This is a genomic window from Hymenobacter sp. GOD-10R, assembly GCF_035609205.1.
In the GTDB taxonomy this organism is placed as follows: Bacteria; Bacteroidota; Bacteroidia; order Cytophagales; family Hymenobacteraceae; genus Hymenobacter.
In genome coordinates, this window is the sequence record NZ_CP141184.1 from 5,182,283 (window position 1) to 5,208,638 (window position 26,356).

The 26,356-nt window shown below is 54.5% G+C and carries 17 protein-coding genes; 10 read left to right on the top strand and 7 right to left on the bottom strand.

The genetic code is table 11. The features are described 5' to 3' along the window. Nucleotides 1-155: 155 nt before the first annotated feature. The 3 genes from SD425_RS20650 to SD425_RS20660 all read right to left on the bottom strand — a co-directional run bounded on the left by SD425_RS20650 (nt 156) and on the right by SD425_RS20660 (nt 3,585). Nucleotides 156-773 carry a DUF4136 domain-containing protein gene (locus tag SD425_RS20650; protein WP_324671936.1) on the bottom strand — a complete coding sequence of 206 codons (618 nt, stop codon included), beginning with the start codon at nt 771-773 and terminating at the stop codon, nt 156-158. A 103-nt stretch (nt 774-876) separates the two neighbouring features. Next, complete coding sequence (locus SD425_RS20655; RefSeq protein ID WP_324671938.1) at nt 877-2,757, bottom strand: ABC transporter ATP-binding protein; 1,881 nt, start codon at nt 2,755-2,757, stop codon at nt 877-879. 69 nt (nt 2,758-2,826) lie between these two features. Continuing rightward, nucleotides 2,827-3,585, bottom strand: a complete 759-nt coding sequence (locus tag SD425_RS20660) for a DUF4397 domain-containing protein (protein WP_324671940.1) — start codon at nt 3,583-3,585, stop codon at nt 2,827-2,829. A gap of 400 nt (nt 3,586-3,985) precedes the next feature. On the opposite strand from SD425_RS20660, the gene SD425_RS20665 reads away from it, so the two are divergent. The 7 genes from SD425_RS20665 (at nt 3,986) to SD425_RS20695 (ending at nt 18,096) form a co-directional block, all read left to right on the top strand. After that, nucleotides 3,986-5,170 (top strand): MFS transporter, encoded by a 1,185-nt coding sequence (locus SD425_RS20665; protein WP_324671942.1) that lies wholly within the window; start codon nt 3,986-3,988, stop codon nt 5,168-5,170. A 145-nt stretch (nt 5,171-5,315) separates the two neighbouring features. After that, nucleotides 5,316-7,370, top strand: coding sequence for a DUF3857 domain-containing protein (locus SD425_RS20670; protein WP_324671943.1), 2,055 nt, complete (start codon nt 5,316-5,318; stop codon nt 7,368-7,370). Nucleotides 7,371-7,515: 145 nt separating this feature from the next. Then, complete coding sequence (locus tag SD425_RS20675) at nt 7,516-9,576, top strand: DUF3857 domain-containing protein (RefSeq protein ID WP_324671944.1); 2,061 nt, start codon at nt 7,516-7,518, stop codon at nt 9,574-9,576. 101 nt (nt 9,577-9,677) lie between these two features. Further along, a complete protein-coding gene (locus SD425_RS20680) occupies nt 9,678-11,531 on the top strand; it encodes a DUF3857 domain-containing protein (RefSeq protein ID WP_324671945.1) in 1,854 nt (617 codons plus the stop codon). Nucleotides 11,532-11,806: 275 nt separating this feature from the next. Continuing rightward, entirely contained in the window at nt 11,807-14,422 is a 2,616-nt protein-coding gene (locus tag SD425_RS20685; protein WP_324671946.1) for a reprolysin-like metallopeptidase, read from the top strand. 170 nt (nt 14,423-14,592) lie between these two features. Continuing rightward, nucleotides 14,593-15,177 (top strand): hypothetical protein, encoded by a 585-nt coding sequence (locus SD425_RS20690; RefSeq protein ID WP_324671948.1) that lies wholly within the window; start codon nt 14,593-14,595, stop codon nt 15,175-15,177. Nucleotides 15,178-15,234: 57 nt separating this feature from the next. Beyond that, nucleotides 15,235-18,096 (top strand): reprolysin-like metallopeptidase, encoded by a 2,862-nt coding sequence (locus SD425_RS20695; protein WP_324671950.1) that lies wholly within the window; start codon nt 15,235-15,237, stop codon nt 18,094-18,096. 29 nt (nt 18,097-18,125) lie between these two features. Here the strand turns inward: SD425_RS20695 and SD425_RS20700 are convergent, their stop codons facing one another. After that, on the bottom strand, nt 18,126-20,261 hold the full coding sequence (locus SD425_RS20700) for a helix-hairpin-helix domain-containing protein (RefSeq protein ID WP_324671952.1): 2,136 nt from the start codon (nt 20,259-20,261) through the stop codon (nt 18,126-18,128). Then, nucleotides 20,258-21,118, bottom strand: coding sequence for a hypothetical protein (locus SD425_RS20705; RefSeq protein WP_324671954.1), 861 nt, complete (start codon nt 21,116-21,118; stop codon nt 20,258-20,260). Before SD425_RS20705 ends, SD425_RS20700 begins: the two co-directional genes overlap by 4 nt. A 218-nt stretch (nt 21,119-21,336) precedes the next feature. Between SD425_RS20705 and yidD the strand changes: the two genes are divergently transcribed. Next, the gene (gene yidD / locus SD425_RS20710; RefSeq protein WP_324671956.1) at nt 21,337-21,558 is read left to right on the top strand and encodes a membrane protein insertion efficiency factor YidD; all 222 of its coding nucleotides are present in this window, start codon (nt 21,337-21,339) and stop codon (nt 21,556-21,558) included. Between the two features lie 89 nt (nt 21,559-21,647). Continuing rightward, a complete protein-coding gene (locus SD425_RS20715) occupies nt 21,648-22,580 on the top strand; it encodes a hypothetical protein (RefSeq protein ID WP_324671958.1) in 933 nt (310 codons plus the stop codon). 58 nt (nt 22,581-22,638) lie between these two features. On the opposite strand, the gene lgt is transcribed toward SD425_RS20715, so the two are convergent. After that, a complete protein-coding gene (lgt, locus tag SD425_RS20720; protein WP_324671960.1) occupies nt 22,639-23,529 on the bottom strand; it encodes a prolipoprotein diacylglyceryl transferase in 891 nt (296 codons plus the stop codon). A 191-nt stretch (nt 23,530-23,720) separates the two neighbouring features. Next, on the bottom strand, nt 23,721-25,724 hold the full coding sequence (gene nadE / locus SD425_RS20725; protein ID WP_324671961.1) for an NAD(+) synthase: 2,004 nt from the start codon (nt 25,722-25,724) through the stop codon (nt 23,721-23,723). A gap of 196 nt (nt 25,725-25,920) precedes the next feature. Between nadE and SD425_RS20730 the strand changes: the two genes are divergently transcribed. Next, nucleotides 25,921-26,229 (top strand): hypothetical protein, encoded by a 309-nt coding sequence (locus SD425_RS20730; protein WP_324671963.1) that lies wholly within the window; start codon nt 25,921-25,923, stop codon nt 26,227-26,229. Nucleotides 26,230-26,356 lie beyond the last annotated feature (127 nt).

Sequence of the window (26,356 nt, forward strand, 5' to 3'; positions counted from 1 at the left end):
CTGGCAAGCTGGATTCTGAAGCCATTGACCAGCAGATCATATACTGTGGCCTAAGTAGCAAATAAGAAAGGCAGTGAAAGCTAGCTTCTCTAAGAGAAGCGGCTTTCACTGCCTTTCTGTATTAATAATTCTTCGCCTAGGAAACGGGAAGGCGCTTACTGCTCGCTGATGTTTGGGTCTCCACTACCGTCTCTATCCATGTATCCTTGTGTGAAAACACGGTAGCGGTCGAAGATAGAACCCACAGAGCGCCGAAGCACCAACATGCCCCGGGGCCCTTGCGGTACTTCCACGCCCGAAGCGTAGCCGTTCCACACGGCCCGGTTCGTGCGATGATCAATGAGGGTAATCAGCAGCGTGCCATCGGTGAGCAGCATGCGTACGGGCTGATAGCCTACACGCTCGTCAGCGGGCGTTTCTTCGTCTTCCACTGAGCCGTTTTTTACCCACTGCGTGATATCCTGCTGGGCGTAGCCTTGAAAGCGCATATCACCCTCGAACAATCGGAACGACACCAACAAATCGGGCCGGTTACGGGCGGGTCGGTAGCCCTGGATGCGCATGCGGGTCCGGATGGATTCGCGCAAAATGTTACCTAGCTTGCTGGTATCTGCGGCCAACCCATCACCGGCCACAAACTCATAGGTGCGGTAGCGCCGAAAGTTGCCGCTGTAGCTGTAGTCTGATTCAACTCTTGCTTCGCGCGCCGCAAAGCAACCTGACAGCGCCAAACAAAGCCCAATTCCGGCAAAAAGAGTAGAAGTAAGTTTCATAAGTGAACTAGAGTGGGAGGAAACACACTAACCAAGATACGAAACTCAAGTCTGTTAGGCGCTGACTGCCAGCCAAAAGCTTAAAAAAAATTTTGGGTTGGGGTTAACGATATCCAGCGGCCTGCAATTGGAACAATTCCGAGTAGCGTCCGCCCCGTGCTAGCAGCTCAGCATGCGAGCCAATTTCCACAAATTGTCCGTGTTCGATAACCAAAATACGGTCGGCCATGCGCACCGTGCTGAAGCGGTGCGAAATGAGCACGGCCGTTTTGCCAGCGGTTAGGTCGGCGAAGCGCTGGAACACCTCGTGCTCGGCGCGGGCGTCGAGGGCAGCGGTGGGCTCGTCGAGAATGAGCAGTTGGGCATCACGCATGTACGCACGACCTAGGGCAATTTTCTGCCACTCGCCGCCGCTCAGGTCAACGCCTTTCGCGAAGCGTCGACCAATCATCTGCTCGTAGCCGCCAGGCAGTTTCTTCACTACGGTGTCGGCTAAGCTCTGGGCCGCCGCCGCCTGAATTCGGTCTTGGTTCTCCTTTTCTTCAATGCGCCCCACAGCTAGGTTCTGGCCAGCCGTCAGCTGAAAGCGCACAAAGTCTTGGAAGATCACCCCAATCTCTTGCCGCAACTCCGCCGGGTCATACTCGCGTAAGTCGTAGCCATCGAGCAAGATGCGGCCTTCTGAGGGGTCGTAAAGGCGAGAAAGCAGCTTTACGAGCGTGGTTTTACCGGCGCCGTTTTCCCCTACCAAAGCTAGCTTCTCGCCGGCATGCAGCGTGAAGTTGAGGTTGCGAATGGCCCACTTCTCCGCATTGTTGTACTTGAAGCCGACATTATCAAACACAAAGCCTTCCCGAATGGGGCGGGGAAATGGCCGCACAAACTTGGTTTCATCGCGTGCGATGCGAGGCTGCATGTGGAAAAAATCGAAGAAGTCTTGTAGGTACAATGCGCCCTCAGCCACGCTGCTGAAGCGGCTCAAAATACCTTCCAGTAAGCTGCGCATTTGCCGGAACGAACTAGCTAGAAACGTCAGCTGCCCCACCGAAATCTGTCCGCGTACGGCATCGGTGATGATGTACACGTAAGCTGCATAGTATCCCGTTGCTCCAATAGCCGCGAAAAACGTACCCCACCCTGCTCGCCGCACTACCAACGATTTATTCTGCTGGTAAAACTGGTCGGAGAGCGTGCGAAAACGGTCGATCAAGAAATCCGACAAACCGAAGATCTTGATTTCCTTCGCGGTTTCGTCGGAGGCGCCGGTTTGGCGCAAGTAATCTAGCTCGCGCCGCTCGGGCGTCCAGCTGTGCACGAGTGAGTAGCTGCGCTCATTGAAGTGCGACTCTCCCCAGAACGCTGGAATAACGGCAATCAGCAGCAAGACCAGCAGCCACGGGTTGAAGGCTACCAAGCCAACTGCCAGCAAGGCCATCGTAATAAAATCCTGCGCCTGGCTAAGCACCTGGGCCATCAGCACCGTGCGCGACAACGTTTGCCGGCGGGCCCGTTCTAGCTTATCGTAGAATACACTGTCTTCAAACTGATCGAGGTCGAGGCGGGCAGCGTGCTCCATCAGGCGCACCGACGAGCGATTGGCGAACAAGTCACCGAGCAAACTATCGAGCAGCGCCACGGCCCGCCCAAGCGCATCGGAGAGAATAGCTAGGCCAAACTCCAGCGCCACCAAACTAAATATCGGAGCGAGCGAGGGGCCAGCCCCGGTGTGCGGTGCGCGCGCTAGCCCAATGATACCATCAAGAATGAGCTGCCCCACGTAGAACATAGCCGGTGGCAACGCAGCCCGCAATAATCGTAGGCCCACGTTGCCAAGTGTAAGGCTAGGGCTGGTTTCCCAAATAAGCTTTAGAAATTCCGGCAAATTGCGCAGCGCCGAAAACCGCTCGCGCACCGTAAGGGTAGGTTTGCCTTCTGGTTTGGATCCTTTAGTAGAAGCAGAGGTGAAGTTGAAAATAGAAGCCATTGCTGAGCGAGACATCATCGGCGGCAAATACGTGCCATTCCGCAAAGCTACTAGCATTGGCTGGTGTCGTTACTCGTCTTCTACCAGCATAAAAGCTGCTTGCTCTCGCGGATGCTCGGGCTGAAAATCGCCCCGCAGTACCAGCGTGTACGCTTTGCCCGCCGCTAGGGTCAAGCTCTGCGTAAACTGCTGCGTTATAGTTGCGTTACTACGAACAGTTGACAGGTTGTAGGTGCGGGCGGCTACGGGCACATAGGCCTGCGTCTGCCCCCAATCAAGATCTGTCCGAAAATCACCCCCAGTCTCCTCAATATGCACCGGTGAGTACCCCGACGCTATGTTGATTAGGCGCAGGTGCGCTTTGCCTGCCACCGGAGTGGGTAGTGCTTCCTCCCGCACTAACTTAGTTTGGGTAAAGCCTCCGCTATTGAAAACCAAGAGGGAATAGCGCTTACTTTCCTCAATGGTCATGTTGATCGACATCCATTGATAGGCCGACGTGGAAGCAGGCTTCAGATTAACCTCAGCCATTGTAGCTCCTACTTCAACTGGGTAATACTGGCTAGTACTGCCAGCGCCCAAGCTTCGTCCATAGTTCTTCGTTTTCATGCTGAGTTGCACCGAGTCGTTGCGCAACTGATACATCGTCGGCTCCATGGCCAAGCCATTAACTACGCGGATAAAGCCATGTGGCCCTAGCGGTTGTGTCGTCGGTGGAACTGGCTGCGGCGCGGGCGTCGGAGCAACAGAATCTTTTTTGCAAGAAGTCAGCAGGGTAGCGACGACACATAGTTTGAGCAGCGGCCGGAAATAGGAAGCAAAAGCCATAAGGAATAGAGAAGAAGTTAGACGGCTGGATAGCTTTGACAGGGCAAAGGAGATGCCACAGTGGATATGTTATCTACAATTTAATCTCCATATACTTTTAATTACACTCACTAGCTTAAAAGGCATTTAGCTGAGCCGCTTGCTTCGTCGTGCGAGACAATTGGCCTGCCCATGCTTATGGAGATGACCTCATGTACTTCAAAAAAAGTTAGGTATAAATAGTAGATTAGGCACTGCCTTTTATTTGAAGCATAATCAATTAGCTCCACTATTCAGCACCAACCTAGGTTTGATGATGAGGCTGAATAGGTCTTTGCAAGCTTCTACCTATCCGTACTGCTCCACGCTATCTTCCAGAGGTAGGCGTCCATGACCAAGCCTTGTGGGCTACCTTTGCGGCATGCCTTTCTTCAAAAACAGCGTGTATACGCCAGGTTTCTGGCTGATGTGCCTGAGCTCTTTTCTGTTCTTTGCGAGTTTCAACATGCTCCTGCCCGAGCTGCCCGACTATCTTACCCGGTTGGGCGGAGCTGACTACAAGGGATTTATTATTGCGCTTTTTACCCTGACAGCTGGTATTTCGCGTCCTTTCAGTGGAAAGCTGGCCGACACCGTCGGGCGCATTCCAGTGATGGTGTTCGGCTCGCTGGTGTGCTTCGTGTGCGGCTTCTTTTATCCGTGGGCCAGTACGGTTGCAGGGTTCCTTTTTCTACGCTTGGTACACGGGTTTAGCACCGGTTTCAAACCAACGGGTACGGCCGCTTTTGTAGCTGATATTATCCCCGTGGCGCGGCGCGGCGAAGCCATGGGCTTGTTAGGCGTGGCAGGCTCCCTAGGCATGGCAGCCGGACCGTCCGTTGGCGGTTGGCTCGCCACGCACTTTTCCCTCAATACCATGTTCTATTGCTCTTCAGCGGCGGCCTTGCTGTCGTTGGTTGTGCAAGGCACCATGACCGAAACACTCCCGGTGGCCCAGCGACAACGGTTTAGCTGGCACTTACTGAAACTGGAGTGGAGCGAGGTTCTGGAGCCGCGCGTGTTTGCGCCCGCCGTTGTCACGCTGCTATGCTTGTTTTCCTACGGCGCCGTCCTGACCGTGATACCCGACCAAAGTGGCTTGCTGGGCATCCACAACAAAGGCTTGTTTTTCACCTGCTACACTGTAGCCTCTTTGTTTATTCGCTTGGTAGCTGGCCGAGCCTCCGACCGCTACGGCCGCGTGCCGGTATTGATGGTTTCATCCGCCATCTTGGTTCTTGCAATGGGTTTGCTAGCACTAGCCCGTTCGGCCGAAGTATTTCTGGCCGCCGCCGTGCTATTTGGCCTAGGTGCTGGGCTTAACTCCCCTACTTTATATGCTTGGACCATCGACCTTAGCCACGAAGAGCGCCGTGGCCGGGGAGTAGCTACAATGTATATCGCTCTGGAAGCCGGTATTGGCCTAGGTGCATTGTTGGCGGGGTGGATCTACAATAATATGGCCACCCGTTTACCCTATGTGCACGCGCTTAGTGCGCTTCTTGCCGCCGTAGCGTTAGCCTACTTACTATGGGACACAAAGAGGCAACGAAGCAGTATTGCTTGATAATTACATGAAAATACTTCTATTTCAGATATTATTTGCATTTTTAAGCTCAACTTTGTGCGAGCTAAGCTAAATACGCGCGTCTATTTTATCAGTAATTATTCCTTCTAGGCTCTACAGGACCTAGCTTTCATCCTTCACCACTATGTTTCGCTATTTGAGCAGCGCTTGGCTGCTGTTTATTGCCTGCACAACATTTCACGTAGCACAGGCACAAAAACTAAAGGACCCAATTCAGTTTGGGGTAGTTGACGCTGCTGACTTTGCCACATCCGCTCCTGTGTCGAGTGCTGATAGCGCCGCACCAGCCGAAATTCTCTGTGACTTCGGCAAGTCGCGCATTGAGGGAGCCCGGGAGAAATTTCAAGTGGTATTCGAACGCGTGACCCGCATTCGAATCTTACGGAAAGCAGGCTACAGCTGGGCTACCGTGCAGGTCCCGCTCTATGTAAAAGACAACAGCACGGAAGAGCTGCAAAAACTGAAGGGCATGACCTACAACTTAGTAGGCGGCAATGTGGTGAAAGACAAGCTAGATATCAATCAAGCAGGCTTCAAGGAAGTAATCGATAAAAATCATCGGCTGTACTCTTTCACGCTTCCTAATGTGCGCGAAGGCTCAATTATTGAGTTCAGTTACACCATCAAGTCTGACTTCCTGTTTAATCTACAAGACTGGCAATTTCAGCACGATATTCCGGTGCGCTGGAGCGAGTATCGGGTTGTTATTCCTCCGTTCTACCGCTATAAGCAAACAGTACGCGGCTATTTACCCTTCGCGGTGGAGGAAAGTCAGATAGTCCCTTACACCACTTCCTACAGCCAAGATAGCCGCGACTCTTTCGGCAACTCCTTTGGTAATTCCGGCCACAGTGCTTCTCTCTCTGGGCAAGCAGTACAAGTGCGTTGGGCTGTCAAAAATGCTCCTGCCTTTCGAGAAGAGCCCTATATGACCAGTGCCAGCAACTACCGGCGTAGCGTTGATTTCGAACTAGCTGGTTATGACTTTTCTAGAAACGGCAACGAATACCATGATCTGACTGGCACGTGGGAGAAGATAACCAAGAGCCTGCAAGAGGAGGAACTCTTTGGCGTGTTGCTGAAGGAAAACGGGCCACTCACTGCTGAGGCGCAGTTGCTCCTAAAGACGTTTGAAGGATCAACCGAACGCGCGGCGGCGGTATTGGCACTAGTACAACAGCGCGTGAAATACAACGGGCAGGAGCGCCTCTATGCGTCGCAGCCATTCCGCAAAACGTGCGAGCAACACCTAGGTAATTCTTCCGACCTGAACTTGCTGCTGGTACAAACATTACGCGCCGCCGGCCTCGATGCCAACCCGGTGCTACTCAGCACCCGTCGACACGGGCTCGTACAAACCGACTTGCCTGAATTAAGCCAGTTCAACTACGTGGTAGCCCACGTGACGCTACCCGACAAGTCGGATCTGCTGCTTGATGCTACGGAACCTCTAGCGCCCGCTGGCTTGCTACCCGAGCGCTGCCTCAACGGTCAGGGTCGACTGATTGCCAACACTGGTCGTTGGGTGCCGCTGAAACCTGCCAAACGCTACATGCAGTTTACAACTGCGCAATTTACCATGAGTGATAAAGGGGGCTTGCAGGGCAAAATGCACCTAGAGTACGACGGCTACGCCGGCCTGGAAACCCGCAAGCAAATATTGGAGCTAGGAGAGCAAGGTTACCAAACCCAGTTCACCCGCCGGTGGTCTGATTGGCACTTCACGAGCCCACTGACAGTAATGGAGTTGAAAGATCCCACGAAGGTTTTGAAGGCTGATGTGGCGCTTACCTTACCAGAACCAGAAGCGCCAGCTCCTCTGCTCTATCTGCCTTTGGCCCAAACCTTAGGACAGCTCACCAACCCCTTCAAGCACGAGGAGCGGCAATATCCGGTTGACTTCAGCACGCTCCACGATTATATGCAGATGGTAACGCTCACCTTACCCGCTAGCTATGCCGTGCAAGAACGACCAGCGGACATTGTGCTAGCCTTGCCCAATAATGGTGGCAAGTTCATGTACAACATCACGCAACCTACGCCTGGCACGCTGCAAATCGTTTCCCGCTTGCAATTGCTCAAATCGGTCTACACGCCGGAAGAGTACGTGGCCTTGCGAGAACTCTACAGCCGGGCCATTGCCAAGCATAGTGAAATGCTCGTGCTGCAACGCAAATAGTTTCAGTTTGCACCTAGGCTATCAAGTAGCAGCCTACCTTTCGCGCCTTCTATAATCTTATAATGTATATTATTATATTTATCGTTACCAGTCCATGGTGTGCTTCCTCTCCTAGTTACTTCTCAGCTTACTATCACCTACCTTTATGCAACTACGTTTATACCGTGAAGTACTTGCCCTTGCAGTACTCAGCGGGGCTACGCTCACGGCTTATGGCCAGGCCGATCCTATCAAGTTTGGCAAACCCGATCCGCAGGATTTTGAAGCAAAAAACTTCGTCGCCGATAGCGCTGCCGAAGCTGTCGTTCTGTGTGATTTTGGCCGCTCGCGCTTTGCGATGGTCGACAACGACTTCAAAGTGGTGTTTGACCGGGTCCTTCGCATCAAGATCCTGAAAAAGTCGGGCTATGACTGGGCAACCCTAAAAGTCCCGCTTTACAAGAAGGATAAGCAGGAGGAGAAACTAACCAACCTGCGTGGCTACACCTACAACATGGTCAACGGGCAGCTCACTAAAGACAAGCTAGAGTCGTCAGCCGTATTCAGTGAGCAAACCAGCGTTAATAACTCTATCCGCAAATTTACGCTGCCCAATGTGCGGGTGGGCTCCGTCATAGAAGTAGCCTACTCCGTCAGCTCTGACTTCTTGTTCAACTTCCAAGATTGGCAGTTTCAGAACTCTATTCCGGTGCGTTGGAGCGAATACCGGGCAAGCATACCGGAGTACTTTGAATATAAGATGTTGATGCAAGGCTACGAAACGCTGGCCGAACAGGAGCGAACAGATGGTAGCGCACAATTCACGCTACGCTCTGCTGGTGGTTTCATAGAAGGAAGCAGTGCCTTTTCTGGTGGGGGCGGACGCCAAGCAGCTAGCTCCGAAACGGTTACTGCCCGAGTCACCAACTATCGTTGGGCCATGAAAAACGTACCCGCTTTCCTCGACGAACCTTTCATGACGACAGCCGACGATTACGTCTCCCGCATCGATTTTGAGCTAGCCGGCGTACGTTGGCCAAATCAGCCTTACCAAAGCGTCGCTGGTTCGTGGGAGAAAATAAATACGAGCCTGCTAGAACACGAAAACTTTGGCACCCAGCTTAAGCGCGGTGGGTTCCTAAAGGAGAAAGTAGCAGCCATCATGGCTCAGCACTCCGACCTAGCCACACGGGTAGCGGCTATTCACCAGCTTGTGCGGCAGTCGGTGAAGCACAACGGCAAGAGTGGTTTTTATGCCACTAGCACGCTCCGGCACGCTTACGACCAGCATACTGGCAATGCCGCCGACGTCAACCTGCTGCTCATTGCTTTGTTACGCGACGCAGGCCTCGAAGCCAACCCCGTACTGCTGAGCACTCGCAGCAACGGCATGGTGAACCAAAGCCTACCCTTGCTTTCTAAATTCAACTATGTAGTAGCTCACGTGGCATTGCCCGAAAAGCAGGAAATGCTAGTGGATGCCACCGAAGAGCTACTGCCCTGTGGCACCCTACCTACCCGCTGTTTGAATGGACAAGGCCGCCTAATTATGCCGCGCGCTCAGGAGTCGCGGTGGATTGATCTGCAGCCTACCCAGCGGTTTGTTGAATACCGCAAGGTAGAATTAAAGCTCGACGAACGCGGCGCTCTTACGGGCAGCGTGCACCAGGAACATGGTGGCTATTACGCCCATCATGAGCGCGAGCAGTTGCATACGCAGGGAGAGAAAAAGTACATGGAAGAGCTTGCGAAGCGCCACGAAGGATGGAATGTGGGCAAATTCGCCTTTCACCAACAGGAAGATTTATCGAAGCCGTTAAGCTTAGATTATGAATTCGCAGTGACTGGCGCCGATGCTTCCGCCGGCACACTTTACCTGAATCCCTTACGTGAGTTCGACAGCGTAAAAAATCCTTTTGTACACGAGGATCGGCGCTTTCCTGTGAACTTTGGTGCGGCAATGGAGGAAACTACGCTGCTTACTATCACCCTACCCACTGGGTACGAAACGGAGGAACTTCCCAAGCAAGCCATCATAGACTTACCCGACAATGGTGGGCGCTTTATGTACAGTGCTACCAGTCAGAATGGTGCAGTACAGGTAGTTAGCCGATTGAATCTACGCAAGCCTGTGTATTCGGCCGAGGAGTATGCTAGCTTACGGGAGTTCTACACGCGCATGCTAGCCAAGCACGCCGAGCAGATTGTGGTTAAAAAGAAATCGTAAGCTTGACGATGCGCTTCTCTAGCTTGTTTTTATTGAATTTAGGTATTGGCTTGCTCCCAACATTGGCAGCCGCTGCTAGTGGCAAGGAACCCCACTACCCTGTGGCAACGCTAGCCCCTGCGTTGCGCGAGAATGCGCATGCTGTCGTGCGCATGGCGGACGAAACGTTGCTCGTGAAATCGGCGGGACGCACTGTTCGCACCGTGCGGCGTGCTACTACGGTGCTCGACGATGCAGGGGCAGAGTGGGCTACCCAACTGGTGTACTACGATCAGCTGAGCAGCGTGAACTACCTCCGCGGTGCCGTGTACGACGCTGAAGGTCAACTCGTACGGCAACTTCGCGCTGCTGACGTGAAAGACTATGGTCTCTCCGATGGCTTTAGCCTAGCAACGGATGCGCGTGGTCGTGTGGCCGATTTGCGTCAACCTAGCTACCCTTACACCGTCAGCTTCGAATACGAAGTAGCTTCCGATAACTCTTTGTTTTACAGCACCTGGCAGCCACAAGCTGATGAGCAACTCGCCGTGGAGCAGGCTAGCTTTCGGGTGCTTACTCCGGCCAGTTTACCGCTGCGATTCCAGGAGCGTCACTTGCCGAAAGGTGTAGCGGTAGCGCGCAGTCAGCAAGGCGACCTGCAGGTATACCAGTGGGAGCTGAAGGCGCTGACCGCCCAGGAGGAAGAACCGTATGGGCCGCCCCTATCAGAAATGGTACCGTCGGTAGCGACAGCACCCACTACGTTTGAGGTGCAAGGCCACCCAGGCACGCTCACATCTTGGCAAGGCCTCGGGCAGTGGAACTACGATCTGAACACGGGCCGCGACGTGCTACCGGAAGCAGTGCAAACTCGCGTTGCGGCACTAGTGAAAGATGCCCCCGACGAACGCACGCGCATCAGCCGGGTATATGATTTCCTGCAATCCTCTACGCGCTACGTGTCGGTGCAGCTAGGCCTAGGTGGCTGGCAAACTATTCCGGCTGCTAACGTGAGCAGCACCGGCTACGGCGACTGCAAAGCTTTATCGAATTACTGCATGGCTTTGCTGAAAGCGGCCGGCGTGCAGAGCTACTGCGCGTTGGTGCGAGCCGACGAGCCGGATATTCACACCGAATTTCCGAGCAATCAATTCAACCACATGGTGCTATGCGTGCCCTTGAAGAAAGCCACAAAGCTGGATACCGTATGGCTGGAATGCACAAGTCAGAATAATGCCCTAGGCTACATGGGTAGCTTCACAGGCAACCGGCACGCCCTTCTACTCACTCCCGCAGGCGGGCAGCTAGTGCGGACGCCTCGCTACGGTGTCGCCGAAAATCGGCGCGAAAGGAGTGCTGACGTATATCTGGATGCGCAAGGTAGCGCCACGGCCATGCTGCGCACCCGCCGCACGGGTTTAGAGCAAGACCAATTCAGCCAGCTCATGCACGGCCTAGACCCCGTACAGCAGAAAAAGAAGATTGCCGAGTCATTACCACTAAGCAACTTCAACATCACTAAGTTCGCCTTAACCAACGACGCCAAGGCACTCATCCCGACCATCAACGAAACGCTAGGGTTGACGCTGCCACAGTTCGGGACGCCAAGTGGTCGGCGGGTGTTTTTACTCCCTAATTTGCTGAGTCGCTTGCCAGCAATCACCGCTCCCGTAGGCGAACGGCAAACAGATATTTGGCTGGCGAGTGCTTACTCCCACGCCGATACTGTGCGGATTCATGTACCTGCTGGGTTCCAAGTTGAAAACCTGCCAGCTCCTGTGCAGCTTACTACCACGTTCGGTACGTATTCGGCCCAGGCGCAGAAGCTAGCAGATGGCACAATTCAATACGTGCGCAATCTTCGCATGCCACACACCCGTTTCCCACGCACCGACTACCCGGCATACGTCGAGTTCCGGCGCAAAATCAACGCAGCTGACAAGGCTCAATTGGTATTAGTAAAGACCGAAAGCTAGGTTAAGCTATAACCGTGGCGGCCTACTTCACAAAGCCCATCTGCGCACAGTAGATGGGCTTTTTCCGTGTAAAACCAGTTTATATTCAGCTCCAAGGCATAGAAAACGTCAGTTTCATTAAGTACTATTGGTATTTTATTAATAATGAGCACAATACCTTTCCAAAGCTTACACAATAAAATATCGGCATCATACTATAAAATTTGATTTTTCAGCAAATTACCCTCTATCTTGATGGGGCCTGATACTTCACAAATTATTCATTCGCCTCTATTATGAAAACAACCTTTACCGTATTTACTGCGTGGCGCTCTGCTGTGTTAGCCGGGTTCTTAGGCATGGGGCTAGCTGTTCCGCAGCAAAGTTTGGCCCAACGAGTGCTCTGGGCTGATGACTCGCAAGTGCCCACGCAAGCACGCAACATAACGGCTTCGCTGCGGCAGTTTCGGTCCGTGACCTTCCAACTCGACGCTGTGCGTAGCGCCCTGCAAACAGCACCCGCAGCTGCCACAAACGCCGTACGCCAGTCGGGTACCGTTATTTCGCTTCCACTTCCCGATGGGTCTTCAGGGCGTTTTCGGGTGGCAGAGTCCGTTGTGATGGACCCGGCGCTGGCCGCTCGTTATTCAATGATCAAGACCTATGTGGCCGAAGGCATTGACGACGTAAACGCTACCGCTCGCCTTGATGTAACACCAGCGGGCTTGCACGCCATGATTCGGTCGTTCAACAATATTGTTTTCATTGATCCGGCCGCCAAGGGGGATAATAGCCACCACTTGGTATTCGACCGGCGGGCCATGGACTTTGCCAGTCAGCAACGCACGTGCTACACCAGTGAAGTATCTACGGCGACGGCTTTGACGCCGGCCTCCGTACTGGCACCCAACGGTGATATCCTGCGCACCTACCGCTTGGCGCTGTCGTGCACGGGAGAGTATGCTATCAACAAATCTGTGAATGCTACCGCCCCTACCAAGGCGGAGGCGCTGGCTGGTATTGTATCATCAGTGAACCGCGTAACGGGCGTGTACGAGCAAGAGCTAGCTATCCGCTTGGTACTCATCCCTACTACCGATCAAGTTATTTACCTGGATCCGGCCACTGACCCCTACACCAACCTGAGCAACGGTGCAACGCTCACGACCAACCAAGCCACAATTGATAACGTTATTGGAACGGCTAACTATGACATCGGGCACATCTTCAACACGGCCGATGGCGGCATCGCCGGGCTAGGTGTAGTGTGCCGGGCCGGCCAAAAAGCGCGAGGTTCCACGGGTTTACCTAACCCCACTGGCGACGCTTTCGATATTGACTACGTGGCACACGAAATGGGTCACCAGTTTGGCGGCAACCACACCTTCAATGGCAACTTAGGCTCCTGCGCCGGTGGCAACCGCTCGGCCGCCAACGCTTATGAGCCGGGCAGCGGCACGACTATCATGGCCTACGCTGGCATTTGCGGCGCTAACAACACACAGTCGAACAGCGACCCGTACTTCCATAGCCGCAGCTTCGACGAAATCACGACGTACGTACGGGGCAATGGCGCTTGTAGTGTGAACACGCCCACTGGCAACAAGCCGCCCGTCGTGAATGCTGGTTTGAGCTACAGTATTCCGCTCAATACTCCTTTCACGCTGACTGGCTCAGCCACAGACCCCGACGGCGACCAACTCACGTACTCCTGGGAAGAGTTTGACCTAGGTCCGGCTGGTGCACCTACTGCTCCTACCGGCAACGCTCCTCTTTTCCGCTTCTTCCCGCCTACTCCTAACCCTTCCCGGACGTTCCCATCAGCTGTTCGGCCCAATGGTCAGCCGGGAGCCTTGCTTACCAACGTACCCGTTATCGGTGAAATCCTACCGAGCTACGCCCGTACGATGAACTTCCGACTGGTGGCGCGCGACAACCGTGTTACGGGTGGAGCTGTTGATTATGCTACTACCACCGTTACGGCCGTTGAGAATACAGGTCCCTTTGTGCTAACGGCGCCTACTGCTGCCAACCTGACCTGGACGGCCGGCATTCCGCAGCAAGTGACCTGGGATGTGGCTAATACCACAGCAGCACCCATCAATGCTGCACGGGTTAACGTGCTGCTCTCTACTGATGGAGGTCGTACGTTTTCCATTGTGCTGCTAGCTGGTACGCCTAACGATGGCTGCGAGTATGTGACGGTTCCACCGATTTACGGCAACATTCCAGCCGCTCGTATCAAAGTAGAAGCCGCCGGTAACATCTTCTTCGATATTTCGGACAACAACTTCGCCGTGCAGGTGTCTACTACGCCCACGTTCTTCCTCAGCCCGGCCTGTGCGCCGGCTGGTGGCTTGGCCGTGTGCCCAGGCAGCGCCGTTACGGTACCAATGGCCGTTGGGCAATTCCAGAACTTTAAAGGACAAGTGACCCTGACCGCTACGGGCTTACCTGCTGGTGTCACTGCCACGTTTACGCCTAGCTCGCTGCTGGCTGGCAACAGCACGCAACTGCTCCTCAGCACGACGGCGGCCGTCACGCCAGGTACCTACCCCATTACCGTGACGGGCACTAGCGGCAGCATCACCCAGAGCAAGATTATTCCCTTAACGGTGTCGGTTACAGCTTGCCCGCTAGCGACGGTTACGCCAGGTATTCTGAAAGGCGTAGACGTTTATCCGAACCCCAGCGCTGGCGTGTTCCAGGTGCAAATCAACAACGCGCAGCGGGGTGCGGTGCAGCTGCACGTAACTGATGCCCTCGGCCGGACGATGCTCAGCCAGAAGCTCACTAAAAACGGGGCAGCTCTGCAGCATACCATCGACCTAAGCCAGTTGGCTAACGGCGTTTACCAGCTTCACCTAGCCCTCCCCGACGGCTCAACGGTTACGCGTTTGCTCAAGCAATAGGCAACGTAGCTGGAATCAGCAAGTGAAAAGCGGCTCTCGAGGGAGAGCCGCTTTTTTCGTTTATATCTTAGTTAGCAGCAATGAATCTGCTCACGCTAACCGTTAGATGATCAACGTTTAGCTGTTGTCTGTTTTTCAGCGGGAATGCTTTTCGTTGCTTATATTTCATTATGTATCAAGTCTTACCAGCTTCTTTACTCCTAACGGGCATTTGGCTGGTGGCAGCAGCTTGCGCTGGCTCTTCGGGCTCAACTGAGAAGTTTTCCGAGGCAACTTCAGAAGTCCCCCTCGACTTTTGGCAGCTCACTCCTGCCACAGAAGTACAGCAGCTAGGTCCGCCGCGGTTTAATGCTCAGCGCTACGGCGTGATGACCCTAGCTTTAGACAACCTCTCGGAAGCATTAGCAGCCATTCCGAACGATGGGTCGCCGGGTCCGCTTGTTGCTTTTTTTCTGCCCGATGGTACACGCCGTGTGTTTCGTCTCCGCACCACGATGGTGATGGCGCCTGAACTAGCTGCCCGCTACCCTGAGCTGCGCACCTACGCCGGCGAGATGCCAGCCCACCCCGAAAATCGGGCCCGGCTAGAGCTAACCCCAGCTGGGCTGCGGGCGTGGCTCCTATATGAAGGGCAGAACCTGCTCGTTGAGCCTTACCGCACCGGCGATACCATCCATTACATCTGCTTCGATAAAGCTAGCTTGCCTGCCGATAGCAAGCGCAACAGTAAAGAGGCTAGACTAGGAGGTAATTAGCCCTAACCTTCTTTCATTTGCGCCACACAACCTACTTGCTGATAGTCTGCCTTCTTTATGTTTTTTACTGTTACCATTCGACCACCTAGCTGTTGGCTCCGCTTATTAGTAGTTAGTTTGCTGAGCACTTTCCTGGCAAGCCCGCGCTATGCCACGGCCCAGCGGGTATTTTGGTCGGATGGACCGCAAGCACCCCAGGCAACGCGTGTGCAGCAGCAGCACCTAGCTCGCTACCGCACGGTGCGCTTCCAACGGGGCGTGCTGCAACAGCTTCTGCAGCCAGCATCTACCAGCGCTACCCAAGCCAGACCAGCATCTACGGTGCTGTCCCTCCCCTTGCCGGATGGCTCCTCGGTGCGCTTGCAGGTAACGGAAGTGCAGGTAATGGCGCCAGCGCTAGCCGCCCGGTACCCAACCATCAAAACCTATACCGCACGAGGGCTAGATGACCCTAGCCTCACGGCCCGGCTGGAGCTGACCCCCGATGGTTTTCACGCCATGCTCCGGCTACGCGACAAAACCGTGTATATCGAGCCGACGGGCTTAGCTGATCCAACTAGCCATCTGGTATTTGAGCGAGCAGCAGTACAGCAACGCGATAGTTGGGTGTGCCGGACTACAGAAACCAGCGCTACGCAGACCCGTCAAGCAACCACCACGAATTCGCAGCGCCTGCCGAACGGCAACTTGCTGCGCACCTACCGATTGGCCCTAGCTTGCACCGGCGAGTACGCCGTGGCCGTAGCAGGAGCTAATCCCACTAAGTCGGCGGTACTGGGAAAAATGGTAAGTTCTATCAATCGCGTAAACGGCGTGTATGAGCAGGAGCTCTCGGTGCGCTTGGTTTTGGTAGCCAATACAGATCAGCTCATTTACCTGGACCGAACCACTGACCCGTATTCTAACCTTAGCAACAACGCGACGCTCGCCAAAAACCAAGTAACGACCGATAGCATCATCGGCACCGCGAATTACGATATCGGACACGTGTTCAACACGGCCGACGGTGGCATTGCAGGCTTTGGTGTGGTGTGCCGGGCTGGGCAAAAGGCGCGGGGCTCTACGGGCCTGCCTAACCCCATCGGCGACGCCTTTGATATTGATTACGTCGCGCACGAAATGGGCCACGAGTTTGGAGCTGAGCATACCTTCAATAGTGTGCTGGGCAACTGTGGTGGTGGCAACCGAGTGGCCAACTCTGCCTACGAACCAGGTAGCGGCTCCACGATTATGGCGTACGCCGGCATTTGCGGCGCCGACAACTTGCAGGTGAACAGCGACCCGTATTTCCACTCCCGCAGCCTCGATCAAATCACCGCATATCTTACTAGCACAGCTACTTGCAGCGTGAACGCCCTAAACGGCAACCTCCCTCCCGTAGTGGACGCGGGCAGTAGCTACGTTATTCCGATCAATACGCCTTTTACTCTCACGGGTACCGCCACCGACCCCGATGGCGACGCTCTGACGTACTCGTGGGAGCAATTCAACCTAGGACTCGCTGGCGTCCCAACGATACCCCTAGGTGATGCGCCTATCTTCCGGGTACTGCCGCCAACGAGCAGTCCGGCCCGCACCTTTCCGCGGCTAACTGATTTATTAAATAACGCTACGATGCTGGGTGAGCAGCTGCCTACCTACGATCGACGCCTGATTTTCCGCTTAGTGGCTCGTGATAACCGGGTCACGGGTGGCGCCATCAACTACGACTCTATGCAAGTAGTAGTGGCAGCCAACACCGGTCCCTTTTTGGTTACTTCGCCCAGCACCACCGGCGCTACGTGGTACAAGGGCGTAGCGCAACCCGTAACCTGGGACGTTGCCAATACGACTGCCGCACCCATCAACGCCACGAGCGTCAGAATCTCGCTATCTACCGATGGTGGTCTCACTTTCCCGACGATACTAGTAGCCAGTACGCCCAACGATGGTAGCGAGAGTATCACCCTACCTAGCAGCATCAGCAATACAACTACTGCGCGCATCAAGGTGGAGGCCATCGGCAACATCTTCTTCGCCATATCGAAGCAGAACTTTACCATCCAAACCCCGACAATTCCTAGCTTCATCGTCAGCAGCACAGCTCCGACAACCACCGTTTGCTCAAGCAGCGCCCCAACGGCTATTACCGTCACGGCCACGCCAGTACTAGGGTTCGCGAATGCTATTACCCTTTCCGCAAACAACTTACCGAGTGGAGTTACTGCTTCTTTTGCTACTAACCCAATTACGCCCGGCAGCAGCACCCAACTGAGCTTGACCGCTACGAGCGCTGCCCCCGCGGGTAGTTACCAGCTGACACTCACGGCTACCAGTGGCAACACTAGTCAATCACAGTTGGTTAGCTTCCGGGTTTGTGCCCAGCCTACTGCCCCGCTCGCCCCCTTCGGCTTGACGGCCGCGCCTAATAATGCCACCGTTGAACTTACGTGGGTAGACAACTCCAAAGACGAGACTGGCTTCGAAGTGGAACGTTCCGTGGGTAACACGACCAGCTACCAGCGCCTCATCACGACGGCAGCCAACGCTATTTCGTACACCGACCAGCTACCCGCGTCAGGAATTTACTACTACCGCGTGCGGGCAATCAATGCGGTAGGACCTTCCCCCTATTCCGACGACGAAATTGTGGCGTATATGATACTAGCGGCGCACATAAATGCAGGTGCAGCGGGGGTTTCTGTTTACCCGAATCCTAGTACGGGACAGTTCCAGGTGGCGGTTGCAAACGCGCAAAACGGCCCGATCGAATTGCGCGTCACAGATGCCCTAGGTCGTGTAGTTCACCAGCAGACGCTAACCAAGAGTGCCTTTTCCCTGCTCTATCCGCTCGACTTGCGTCCGCTTGCGAATGGCGTATATCACCTGCACCTAGCTTTGCCCGCCGGCCCGACCGTGCTACGCTTGCTCAAGCAGTAGCCTACCAACTGCCCCTGGCTTGTGCTGCATTAAAACCGATACCGGGCTTGCGCCTTCACTTCGGAGCGGCGCGCACCTTGAATTTCTTCCAAGCCAGAGCCAATGGTTTGCTGATAACGATAGTGCGTTTCGGCGTAGCGCAACCATAAGGTGAGATGACTTGTGCACCGTACTTCGGCCAGGGCATACACGCGCGTACCCTGCCCATAGAGCGGCGGTACCGAAAAAGCATAAAGCACGTCTTGCTCGTAGGCATACTGCCGCGTGTCATAGTCATCGGTGTCAAACAGAGCATACCGGCCACTCAGGCGAAGGCGTGCGTTCACCTGAACCATCGCATCTTGGGCTAGCACGAAGCCGGTGCGCATCGGTCCGCTGCCCTCCTGATAGCGCGAGCCCTGCACCCGCGTACGTAAGCTTAGCACCGGCGTGGGGCTAGCATCATAGAACAGCAGCAGGCTGTGGCGTACTGTGGCTACCGGCATAGGCATCGGGCGTACTGCTTGGCCCGGCGTGGGGTCGACATCGTAGGCTTTCACCCGACTGCGCAATTGTGCGTAGAGCAGGCTGGTTTTGGTGGGGGTGAAAGCAAGACGCAACAGCCAGTCATGCCCCACCGACGGAGCACCTACCTGATACTTCAGCCACGGAAACCGAAATTGATCGTAATACGCGGCGAGCTCCCACCGGGCCATGGGTCGTACTTTCAACCCTAGGTAGAGCCCGCTTTCGTTGATGTTGCGGGAGTTTTCGCCGAGTGCATTCCCATAGAAAGTGTGAAAGTCGCGGGCATAATTTCGGTAGAGCACCGAGGCATCCACGTTAGGCGCCAGCGTTGCTAGCAGCCCATTCACGGTACCTAGGCCACCGCCGCTGGAGCGGGCTGTTTCGCCAAACAGCAGCACGTTGCGCACCAAGTAACTGTAGTGCACACCCGCTGCCGTGTTGTGCGTGCCCCGAAACTCGTATTTGTTGTACAGTTCAGGCCGCTTCTGAATAGCCATGCCGTAGCGCGTGTCAATGACGGTGCCGCCCGCTGAGAAGCTACCATCCCGGCTGGTGTAGGTGATGTTCCCCCCGCTAATCATCTCGCGCATACGATGCCGATTGGCTAGCTCCGTAGCCGTGCGGTGCAACCCTGTGAGCAGGATACCCGATGAATACTCATCAAACTGTGCTAGCGAATCGCCGCTGGTTTGCTGGTTGGCATCCACGTTTTTGAGCGAAAAAAAGCTCGTTGCGCGCACCGTCTTGCTCACTGCTACGGTCGAGGCCAACCCCCGGAAGAACGTACTTTCCAGCACCGATGCGTAGGGTCGCACCCCTAGGCTGCTGCGCCGAATGCTGGTAATCGTTTCGCCGCCTTTCCCTACCTGCAACCCCGATGAGAGTAGTAACCCCTGTCCGAACTGTAGCTGGTAGTCGCCCAAAGCCAGGGTTTTGAGTTGGCCGCGTTCCTGCACGACTAAGTGCACGGAATAAAAATCAGCACCGTACTGGCCAGCAGCACTATTCCAACGCAGGGACTCACCGGCATCTTTTTCGGCTGTCACTCCTAGGCTGAAGTCGTGGGGCTGGCTCACGCGGTAACGCACCAGCAGCTTATCCGGCGAACCTAGGTAACGGCTGGTGAGGCCCTGGCTCGTGGTATCCGGCGCCGTATAGCCTTTGCGCTGCTGTAGCACTCGCTCGTAGCGCACAAACAACGCATTGTTGTCTTCGCGCAAAATGCGTTGCCACAATGGGCCACGAGCTAGGTTCAGCCCACCATTCTGCACCGCTACGAAAGGTGCTACGCGGTAGATAGTGCGCACATCGAAGCCCTGAATGCTTTGCAGCTCATACAAGCTCAGCAGCTCGCCGTGCTTCTGCCGATGCGCTAGCAAGGCGGAAATCTGGGACTCGGAAAGCAACAGCAGCGCACGCAACTCCTCGCGACTAGCAGTACTCAGGTTAAGCGGCGTCTGGTAATACTGGAGCAGCGTTTCGTACAGGTCTTCGTACGGCATCTGGTCGCTCAGCGTCTCGGCAAAAAGCTCCTGTACCAGCCTGTCGAGGTCGACGGGCGGGCGCACGTACTCTTGTGCTTGCAGCGGCCTAGCAAAGCTCAGCAGTAGCCCCAGCATGCCCCAGCACAGGCGGGATTTCTTCAGCAAAGACATCATTTGACGCCCGTTTGAAAGCTGATGCCGACGTGCTGACTTAGGCCGAGGGCCGTCTGCCAAGCGGCCGCATAGTCAATGTGAAAACGGCCCGCTAGAAAACCTACCCCAGCCGTTGTTTGCTCGGTTAGTGAAGACAAGCCTACCCGCAGTGCAAGGGCCTCGATAACCTGGTATTCCAAACCGGCTTTCACGTTCACATCCTGCTCCACGTCTTTCTCAGTTTCCACGTTGAGCATGAGCTTCTTGGAAGGCCGATAAGAAAGCCCAGCCTTTAACACAGTTGGCACCCGTTCGTCTTCATACCGAGCTAGCTTGGCTTGGTTCAGGTTATATAGATATGCCCCAAATACCAGCCGTTGCGGCACAATCTCCGCTTGCCCACCCAACGACAGCGCCACCGCCCGCCGACTTCCTAGTCCTTCTATGCTAAGTTGCAACAGATCAGCGCGCACGCCTACGCTTACCTGTCCGCCCCGGTACCCGTAGCCGGCGCCGAGACGCTGCTCGGCGTAGTGTCTATCGCCAAAGCGCTGCGCTTCAACCCCGATTACACCATTCTTGGCCTTCGTATCTGTTTCGGCAACGGCGCCGATGGGCAGCGCCACAGCTAGCGCAGTTGAGTTGAGCGCACGCAGCACAAATTGATTCGCGGCGTAAAAACCGATGCTCGTCCGCCGTATTTGCCCCAGTCCTGCCACGTTGTTGCCGACCGACCATACATCATTCAGCGTTGCGGAGGCATTGCCGAGCGCAGCAGCACGAGCACCCCGCACGCCAGGGCCATTGCCTTGCGCCAACACGCCAGTGGTCGCCCCAATCCATAATGCACTAATTAGCCCAAGGTATAGTTTCCTCATAGCACTCCTACTCGTATAGCTTATTCGCAAAAAGTGTAGCCACTTTGCTATTTCTCCTATTACCTAACTTGCACCACTTAGCTAGCGATGCCTATTTAATACGTCTTGGAAATATTTTATAAAAAACCCAACAAGTATGCCGAAAACCATCTATTGTTCTAAACTTAGCTAACCATTCCCGCTTCTTTACCGAAGGCCTTTCGCCTTCTATTCAGCGCATGAGCTTTCTTTTCCGCCACCTTCTGCTAGGTCTCATTTGGGTCTACCAGCACTTGATTTCGCCCCTTACACCTGCTAGCTGTCGCTACCAGCCTACGTGCTCGGCGTACGCAGCGCAGGCCGTGCAAAAGCATGGCCCGTGGCGGGGCGGGTGGTTGGCATTGCGGCGTATTAGCCGATGCCACCCTTGGGGAGGCCATGGCTATGATCCTGTACCTTAAGCTCGTAAGCTCCGTATAAGCCGGTACCTGTAGCTGCCCAAACTACTAGTTTGGTGCAGCTTTTTTTCATGTAAATAGCTGATTAACTAATGCGTATCATTCTCGCGCTTACTGCCTTGCTAGGTGTATTGAGCGGCAGTAGCTGCTCGCAAGCGCAAAGCGAAGACCCTACTGCAAAGGCTCACAAAGAGTCGAAAAAAGGTGGTAAGAAAGACGGTAAAAAGGGCAAGAAGAACAAAGAGGACACCTTGGAAAACCGCTTTATTGACGCCGCAATACCGGGCTTGAGTAAGCTTGCTACGTTCTCCAATGTGCCCGAAAGCTCTAGCCTAGCTCTTGGCGAGCAGCCCGGCACCTTTTACACCAATGCCGATGCCGGCAACTCGCCTACCCTGTACAAGGTGAATACCGCAGGCAAGTTGTTGCAAGAAATCAACCTACCGGTAGCAAACCACGACTGGGAGAGCCTCGCCAAGGATGATAAAGGCAACCTGTACGTGGTAGACGCCGGCAACAACAACAACAGCCGCAAGAACTTAGTCGTGTATCGCGTTAACCCGGCCAGCCCGCAGCAAGTCAGCAAGATTCCGTTTTCCTACGCCGACCAAACGGAGTTCCCGCCAAAGAAGGATGAACGGAACTTCGATTGCGAAGGCTCGCTGTGGCACGCCGGTAAGCTGTATTTGTTTACGAAAGACCGCGCTCAACAATCAACGAGCAAAGTCTACACGCTCACCGACCAGCCCGGCCAGCAGACAGCTAAGCTTATTGCTAAGCTAGCTATTCCGGGCGAAGTCACGGACGCTAGCCTCAGCCCTAATGGACGGCGCTTGGCGTTGCTGGGCCGAGAAGAACTCTTCATCTTGGAAGGCAACGACTTAGATGACATTCTGAAAACCAAGCCGAAGCCCCGCCACGTAGACCTAGCCGGCGCTGGGCAAACGGAAGGGCTTGTGTTCACCGACGACCAAACGCTGATCATCAGCACTGAGCAGGGTAGTTTGTACCAGTACAAACTCTAGCAACCTAGCTAGGCTTTCAACAAAAAAGGCCCGCCAAAGCGGGCCTTTTTTGTTGTCGTTATTTCACTTTAACAGCTGACTTATTGGGAGCTTCTTCTCCTAGGTCGCGGGGAGCATAGCCAAACGGATTACCGGGCCATTTGCCTGCTCGCAGCACCACCCAGATACCAACGAAAATGAGCGGAATGCTCAGGATTTGTCCCATGTTTAATGGCAGGCTATTCTCGAAATCAACTTGGTTTTCTTTCAAGAACTCTACCAGGAACCGGAAGGTAAACAGCAATACCACAAACAAACCGAATAGAAGTCCGCGCGGTGTCTTTTCTTTTGTGCGGCTCCACATGGCGTACAGCAGAATGAAGAGGAACACGCAAAAGAGTGATTCATAAATCTGTGTGGGGTGGCGCAGTTCGTTCGGGATGTTGGTTAGCTCGTGGTGAATCTCATTGTAGCGCGCGAACTTGAACGCCCACGGAACATCGGTCTGACGACCAATAATCTCGGAGTTAAACAAGTTACCTAAGCGGATCATGGCTCCGCCCGAGGCTACGACAATCACGATTCGGTCGAGGGTCCAGAGATAATCGAACTTGTTGTTCCGAGAAAACAACCACACGGCCAATAAGATACCTAGCGTAGCCCCATGACTCGCCAAGCCGCCTTCCCAAATTTTAAGAATATCGAGCGGGTGTGCTAGGTAGTAGTCGGGGTCGTAGAACAAGCAGTGGCCTAGGCGCGCGCCTACCACAGTCCCAATCAGCATATAGACGGTAATAACGTCGACCCACCGCGGCGACACACGCTCTGATTTGTAGATGTGTGTCAGCACAAAGGTTCCTATCACGAACCCCGACATAAACAACAGCCCGTACCAACGCAGCGTGAGTGGCCCTAGCTTGGCGATAATAGGCGAAGCAGTCCAAGTAATATAAGCCAAAAGGGAAAGCATGAGCAGGAGCGTTCGTTAGAAGTAAGCGCAAAGGTAATGGAATGTCGACGCGACACGCAGCCACAACTAGCAGGGTGCATTCATCGCGCAAAAATCTGTTCCGCGCGACGGATGCACCCTGAACGCTTTGCTCGCCGAAAGCTTATCTTAATGACAATTGACTGTCTAGGTTTCTTCGGCCAACCTAGCTCTTAGAGTGCCTCTAGCTCCTCGTGGTAACCCCCACTCAAGATGGGGAAACGCAGCCAAGAGCGCGGGTCTACGTTGTAGTCGTCGAGGTGGAAAGACGGCGCGTATCGCTCCCGCTTCCATTGGTTGCGCGCCCACAGGGAGTAGAAGCGCTTTACGTACGTTTTGAGGAGTGCAGGATCAGTAGTTGGGTTTTCCTCGACCAGCGTGTCCAATGTCTGTTTTGGACTCAGGCGATTATAAAAGGCCAAGCGCTCGATATGATTGAGCATAGGATATGGCATCAAGTCGCGCTCGTCGGTTTGCTTTTCTTCCAAGGGGCGCAGCTCGGCCGTAGGCTCTAGATTATTTACCCGAGCCAAAGCCGTATACCCTAGCTCCTGTTGAGCCCAGCGTAGCCAGAGCTTCACAAAGTACTTGTCAACTCCAGCAATCGGCGAGATACTACCGGCCGTGTCGCCGTCCATGGTGCAATAGCCTACTGAAGCCTCAGAGCGGTTGGAAGTCGTGATGAGCAGGCAGTTTTTTATGTTCGCCACGAGCCAAATACCGGGGGCCCGTACCCTAGCTTGAATGTTTTGCAAAGCCAAGTCATCGGTTTTCCAGCTCAACTCCCGACCTAGGGCATGCTCGATCTTGCCCACGTAGCCCTTCACTTCATCGTCGATAGTCCAGTTGAAGAACACGGCTCCAATGGAATCAGCTAGATCCTTCGCCGACAGGTACGTATCGTCCGACGAGTTAACCGTTCCCTGGTAAGCGCATGTTAGTAAGCGCTCTACCAGTGGCTTATTGGCCGTCGCAAATAATGCCGCTTGCGGCGGCTGCGTAGCGGTTCTTCCCACATTAGCCTGCGAAACTTCCGCAGTGCCGGGAGCCGCTGAGCTAGGTTGGCTGCCGCTGTTTTCACGGTTGAGCACCTTGGCAAAACCAGCATCTACGTCGGCGGCTAGTGCCGCAATATCCTCCGCGGAGAAGCACCCCGAGCGGCGCATAAACTCGGCAGCCCCCACCTCTGCGACACCAAGCCGCACCATTTCTGCTACCGACACGGCACACATGCACGAGTCGGCGCCACCACTAAGGGAGAGCACAAACCCACGGCTCTTGGCTTTGCGCAAGTAGTCAAATAAGCCTAGGCTTAAGGCCTGATTTAGCTCACGATATTCGTCAGGGGCCGGCAGTGGGGTAATTGTTTCGGCGATCGGTAAGTCGACCTCAAAATCAACGTCGGTGCACTCCAGATCCACTTCCTTGAAGCTCATCAGTTGATTGCGGGTAATCAGGTGCCCATTGCGTGCCACCAGAATCTCGCCGTCGTAAATCGTGCGGCCCGACTCGTTGCCGAGCAAGTTAGCGTAGAGGTAGGTGCATTTATAGTCTCGCGACGCCTCCAGCACGATGTGGTAACGCTGGTCGGTTTTGCTCATGGCAAAGTGGCTTGCCGACGGGTTAACAATAAGCTGCACGCCCCTAGGTATCAGGCGCCCCGCTGGCCGATCGGCGGCTGGTCGCCACGCATCCTCGCAAATTTCGAAGCCAAACTTTACGCCTTTGTGCTCAAACACCAAGTCGCCAATGGTGTATTCCTCGCCTTGCCAGGTGAACTGAGCAGTTTGCCCTGCCCTCCACGATACGAAGAACCTAGGTTCATAATGCACGCCGTCATTAGCCAGGAACTGCTTGGCCGCGAAACCTAGCACTTCACCGTCGCGCAGCACGCAAGAGGTATTGTACGTGTGCCCATTGAGACGCACCGGCAGCCCTACACATACCGCAATGCCTTGCGTCCAAGGACGAATCTGCTGCAAGTGGGCCAAGGCTGATTCGGGCAGCCAATCACTCAGAAAAAGGTCTTCGCAGTTGTAGCCAGTCAGGCATAGCTCGGGTAAGCACAATAGCTCTACACCTTGGGCTTTCGCTTGCGTGATAGCCTCTTCAATGTTGCGAAGATTGTGTTGCCAATCGAAAGGAATTTGGTTGAGGGCAGCGCCGGCAATTCTCATGAGCAGTGGAAAAGTGTTTGAAAGAACAACTGGTTTTCGGCTCGACAGGTTGTGTTCAGTGGGCAAAAACTAGCACAAACCTAGGTACAAGCCCTGTTACTACCCGCGTATTGCATTATCTTTCCAAACAACTGCAGGCGCCCTCTTACTTGCTTTTGCGATTCGTATGCGTGCACCTGCGCAAGCTTGGCTTACTATGGATAACTCTGCCGGCACCAACACCAAAAAATGCCCGCATTGTGGACAATGGTCTGCGTGGAATTTACATCACGAGGATCGATGCACACACTGCGGCGAATTGCTCGATCCGCAGGCGTATCAAAGTGTACTCCGCCGAACTGAAGAGGAGCATAAGCAGGAGAAAGCACCCAAAGTTTTTATCCAGATTCATCCGAACGACGGCACGTTTACCCGTCTTTGGAAGTATGCTGTTCTGAGCGGGCAAATGCTTTTTGCGGCTATTATTTCCTTTTTTATATGGCTAGGCGTTGCGTTAGCAGGCTAGAACAGCGAGGCTTACACCTACCAGAGCTAGGCCACCCGCTCTTCGTTGGAGCAGCCGTGTTGTACGTGCTTTATAAAGCGGTGCGCCTATTTAGCGCTTGGCCCTTACCAGCCTGTATTACAGCCTA

What these genes read in the sequence shown, in the direction of transcription:
- SD425_RS20650 (WP_324671936.1), bottom strand. Translation starts at nt 773, where the DNA reads ATGAAACTTACTTCTACTCTTTTTGCCGGAATTGGGCTTTGTTTGGCG.
- SD425_RS20655 (WP_324671938.1), bottom strand. Translation starts at nt 2,757, where the DNA reads ATGGCTTCTATTTTCAACTTCACCTCTGCTTCTACTAAAGGATCCAAA.
- SD425_RS20660 (WP_324671940.1), bottom strand. Translation starts at nt 3,585, where the DNA reads ATGGCTTTTGCTTCCTATTTCCGGCCGCTGCTCAAACTATGTGTCGTC.
- SD425_RS20665 (WP_324671942.1), top strand. Translation starts at nt 3,986, where the DNA reads ATGCCTTTCTTCAAAAACAGCGTGTATACGCCAGGTTTCTGGCTGATG.
- SD425_RS20670 (WP_324671943.1), top strand. Translation starts at nt 5,316, where the DNA reads ATGTTTCGCTATTTGAGCAGCGCTTGGCTGCTGTTTATTGCCTGCACA.
- SD425_RS20675 (WP_324671944.1), top strand. Translation starts at nt 7,516, where the DNA reads ATGCAACTACGTTTATACCGTGAAGTACTTGCCCTTGCAGTACTCAGC.
- SD425_RS20685 (WP_324671946.1), top strand. Translation starts at nt 11,807, where the DNA reads ATGAAAACAACCTTTACCGTATTTACTGCGTGGCGCTCTGCTGTGTTA.
- SD425_RS20690 (WP_324671948.1), top strand. Translation starts at nt 14,593, where the DNA reads ATGTATCAAGTCTTACCAGCTTCTTTACTCCTAACGGGCATTTGGCTG.
- SD425_RS20695 (WP_324671950.1), top strand. Translation starts at nt 15,235, where the DNA reads ATGTTTTTTACTGTTACCATTCGACCACCTAGCTGTTGGCTCCGCTTA.
- SD425_RS20700 (WP_324671952.1), bottom strand. Translation starts at nt 20,261, where the DNA reads ATGATGTCTTTGCTGAAGAAATCCCGCCTGTGCTGGGGCATGCTGGGG.
- SD425_RS20705 (WP_324671954.1), bottom strand. Translation starts at nt 21,118, where the DNA reads ATGAGGAAACTATACCTTGGGCTAATTAGTGCATTATGGATTGGGGCG.
- yidD (WP_324671956.1), top strand. Translation starts at nt 21,337, where the DNA reads ATGAGCTTTCTTTTCCGCCACCTTCTGCTAGGTCTCATTTGGGTCTAC.
- SD425_RS20715 (WP_324671958.1), top strand. Translation starts at nt 21,648, where the DNA reads ATGCGTATCATTCTCGCGCTTACTGCCTTGCTAGGTGTATTGAGCGGC.
- lgt (WP_324671960.1), bottom strand. Translation starts at nt 23,529, where the DNA reads ATGCTTTCCCTTTTGGCTTATATTACTTGGACTGCTTCGCCTATTATC.
- nadE (WP_324671961.1), bottom strand. Translation starts at nt 25,724, where the DNA reads ATGAGAATTGCCGGCGCTGCCCTCAACCAAATTCCTTTCGATTGGCAA.
- SD425_RS20730 (WP_324671963.1), top strand. Translation starts at nt 25,921, where the DNA reads ATGGATAACTCTGCCGGCACCAACACCAAAAAATGCCCGCATTGTGGA.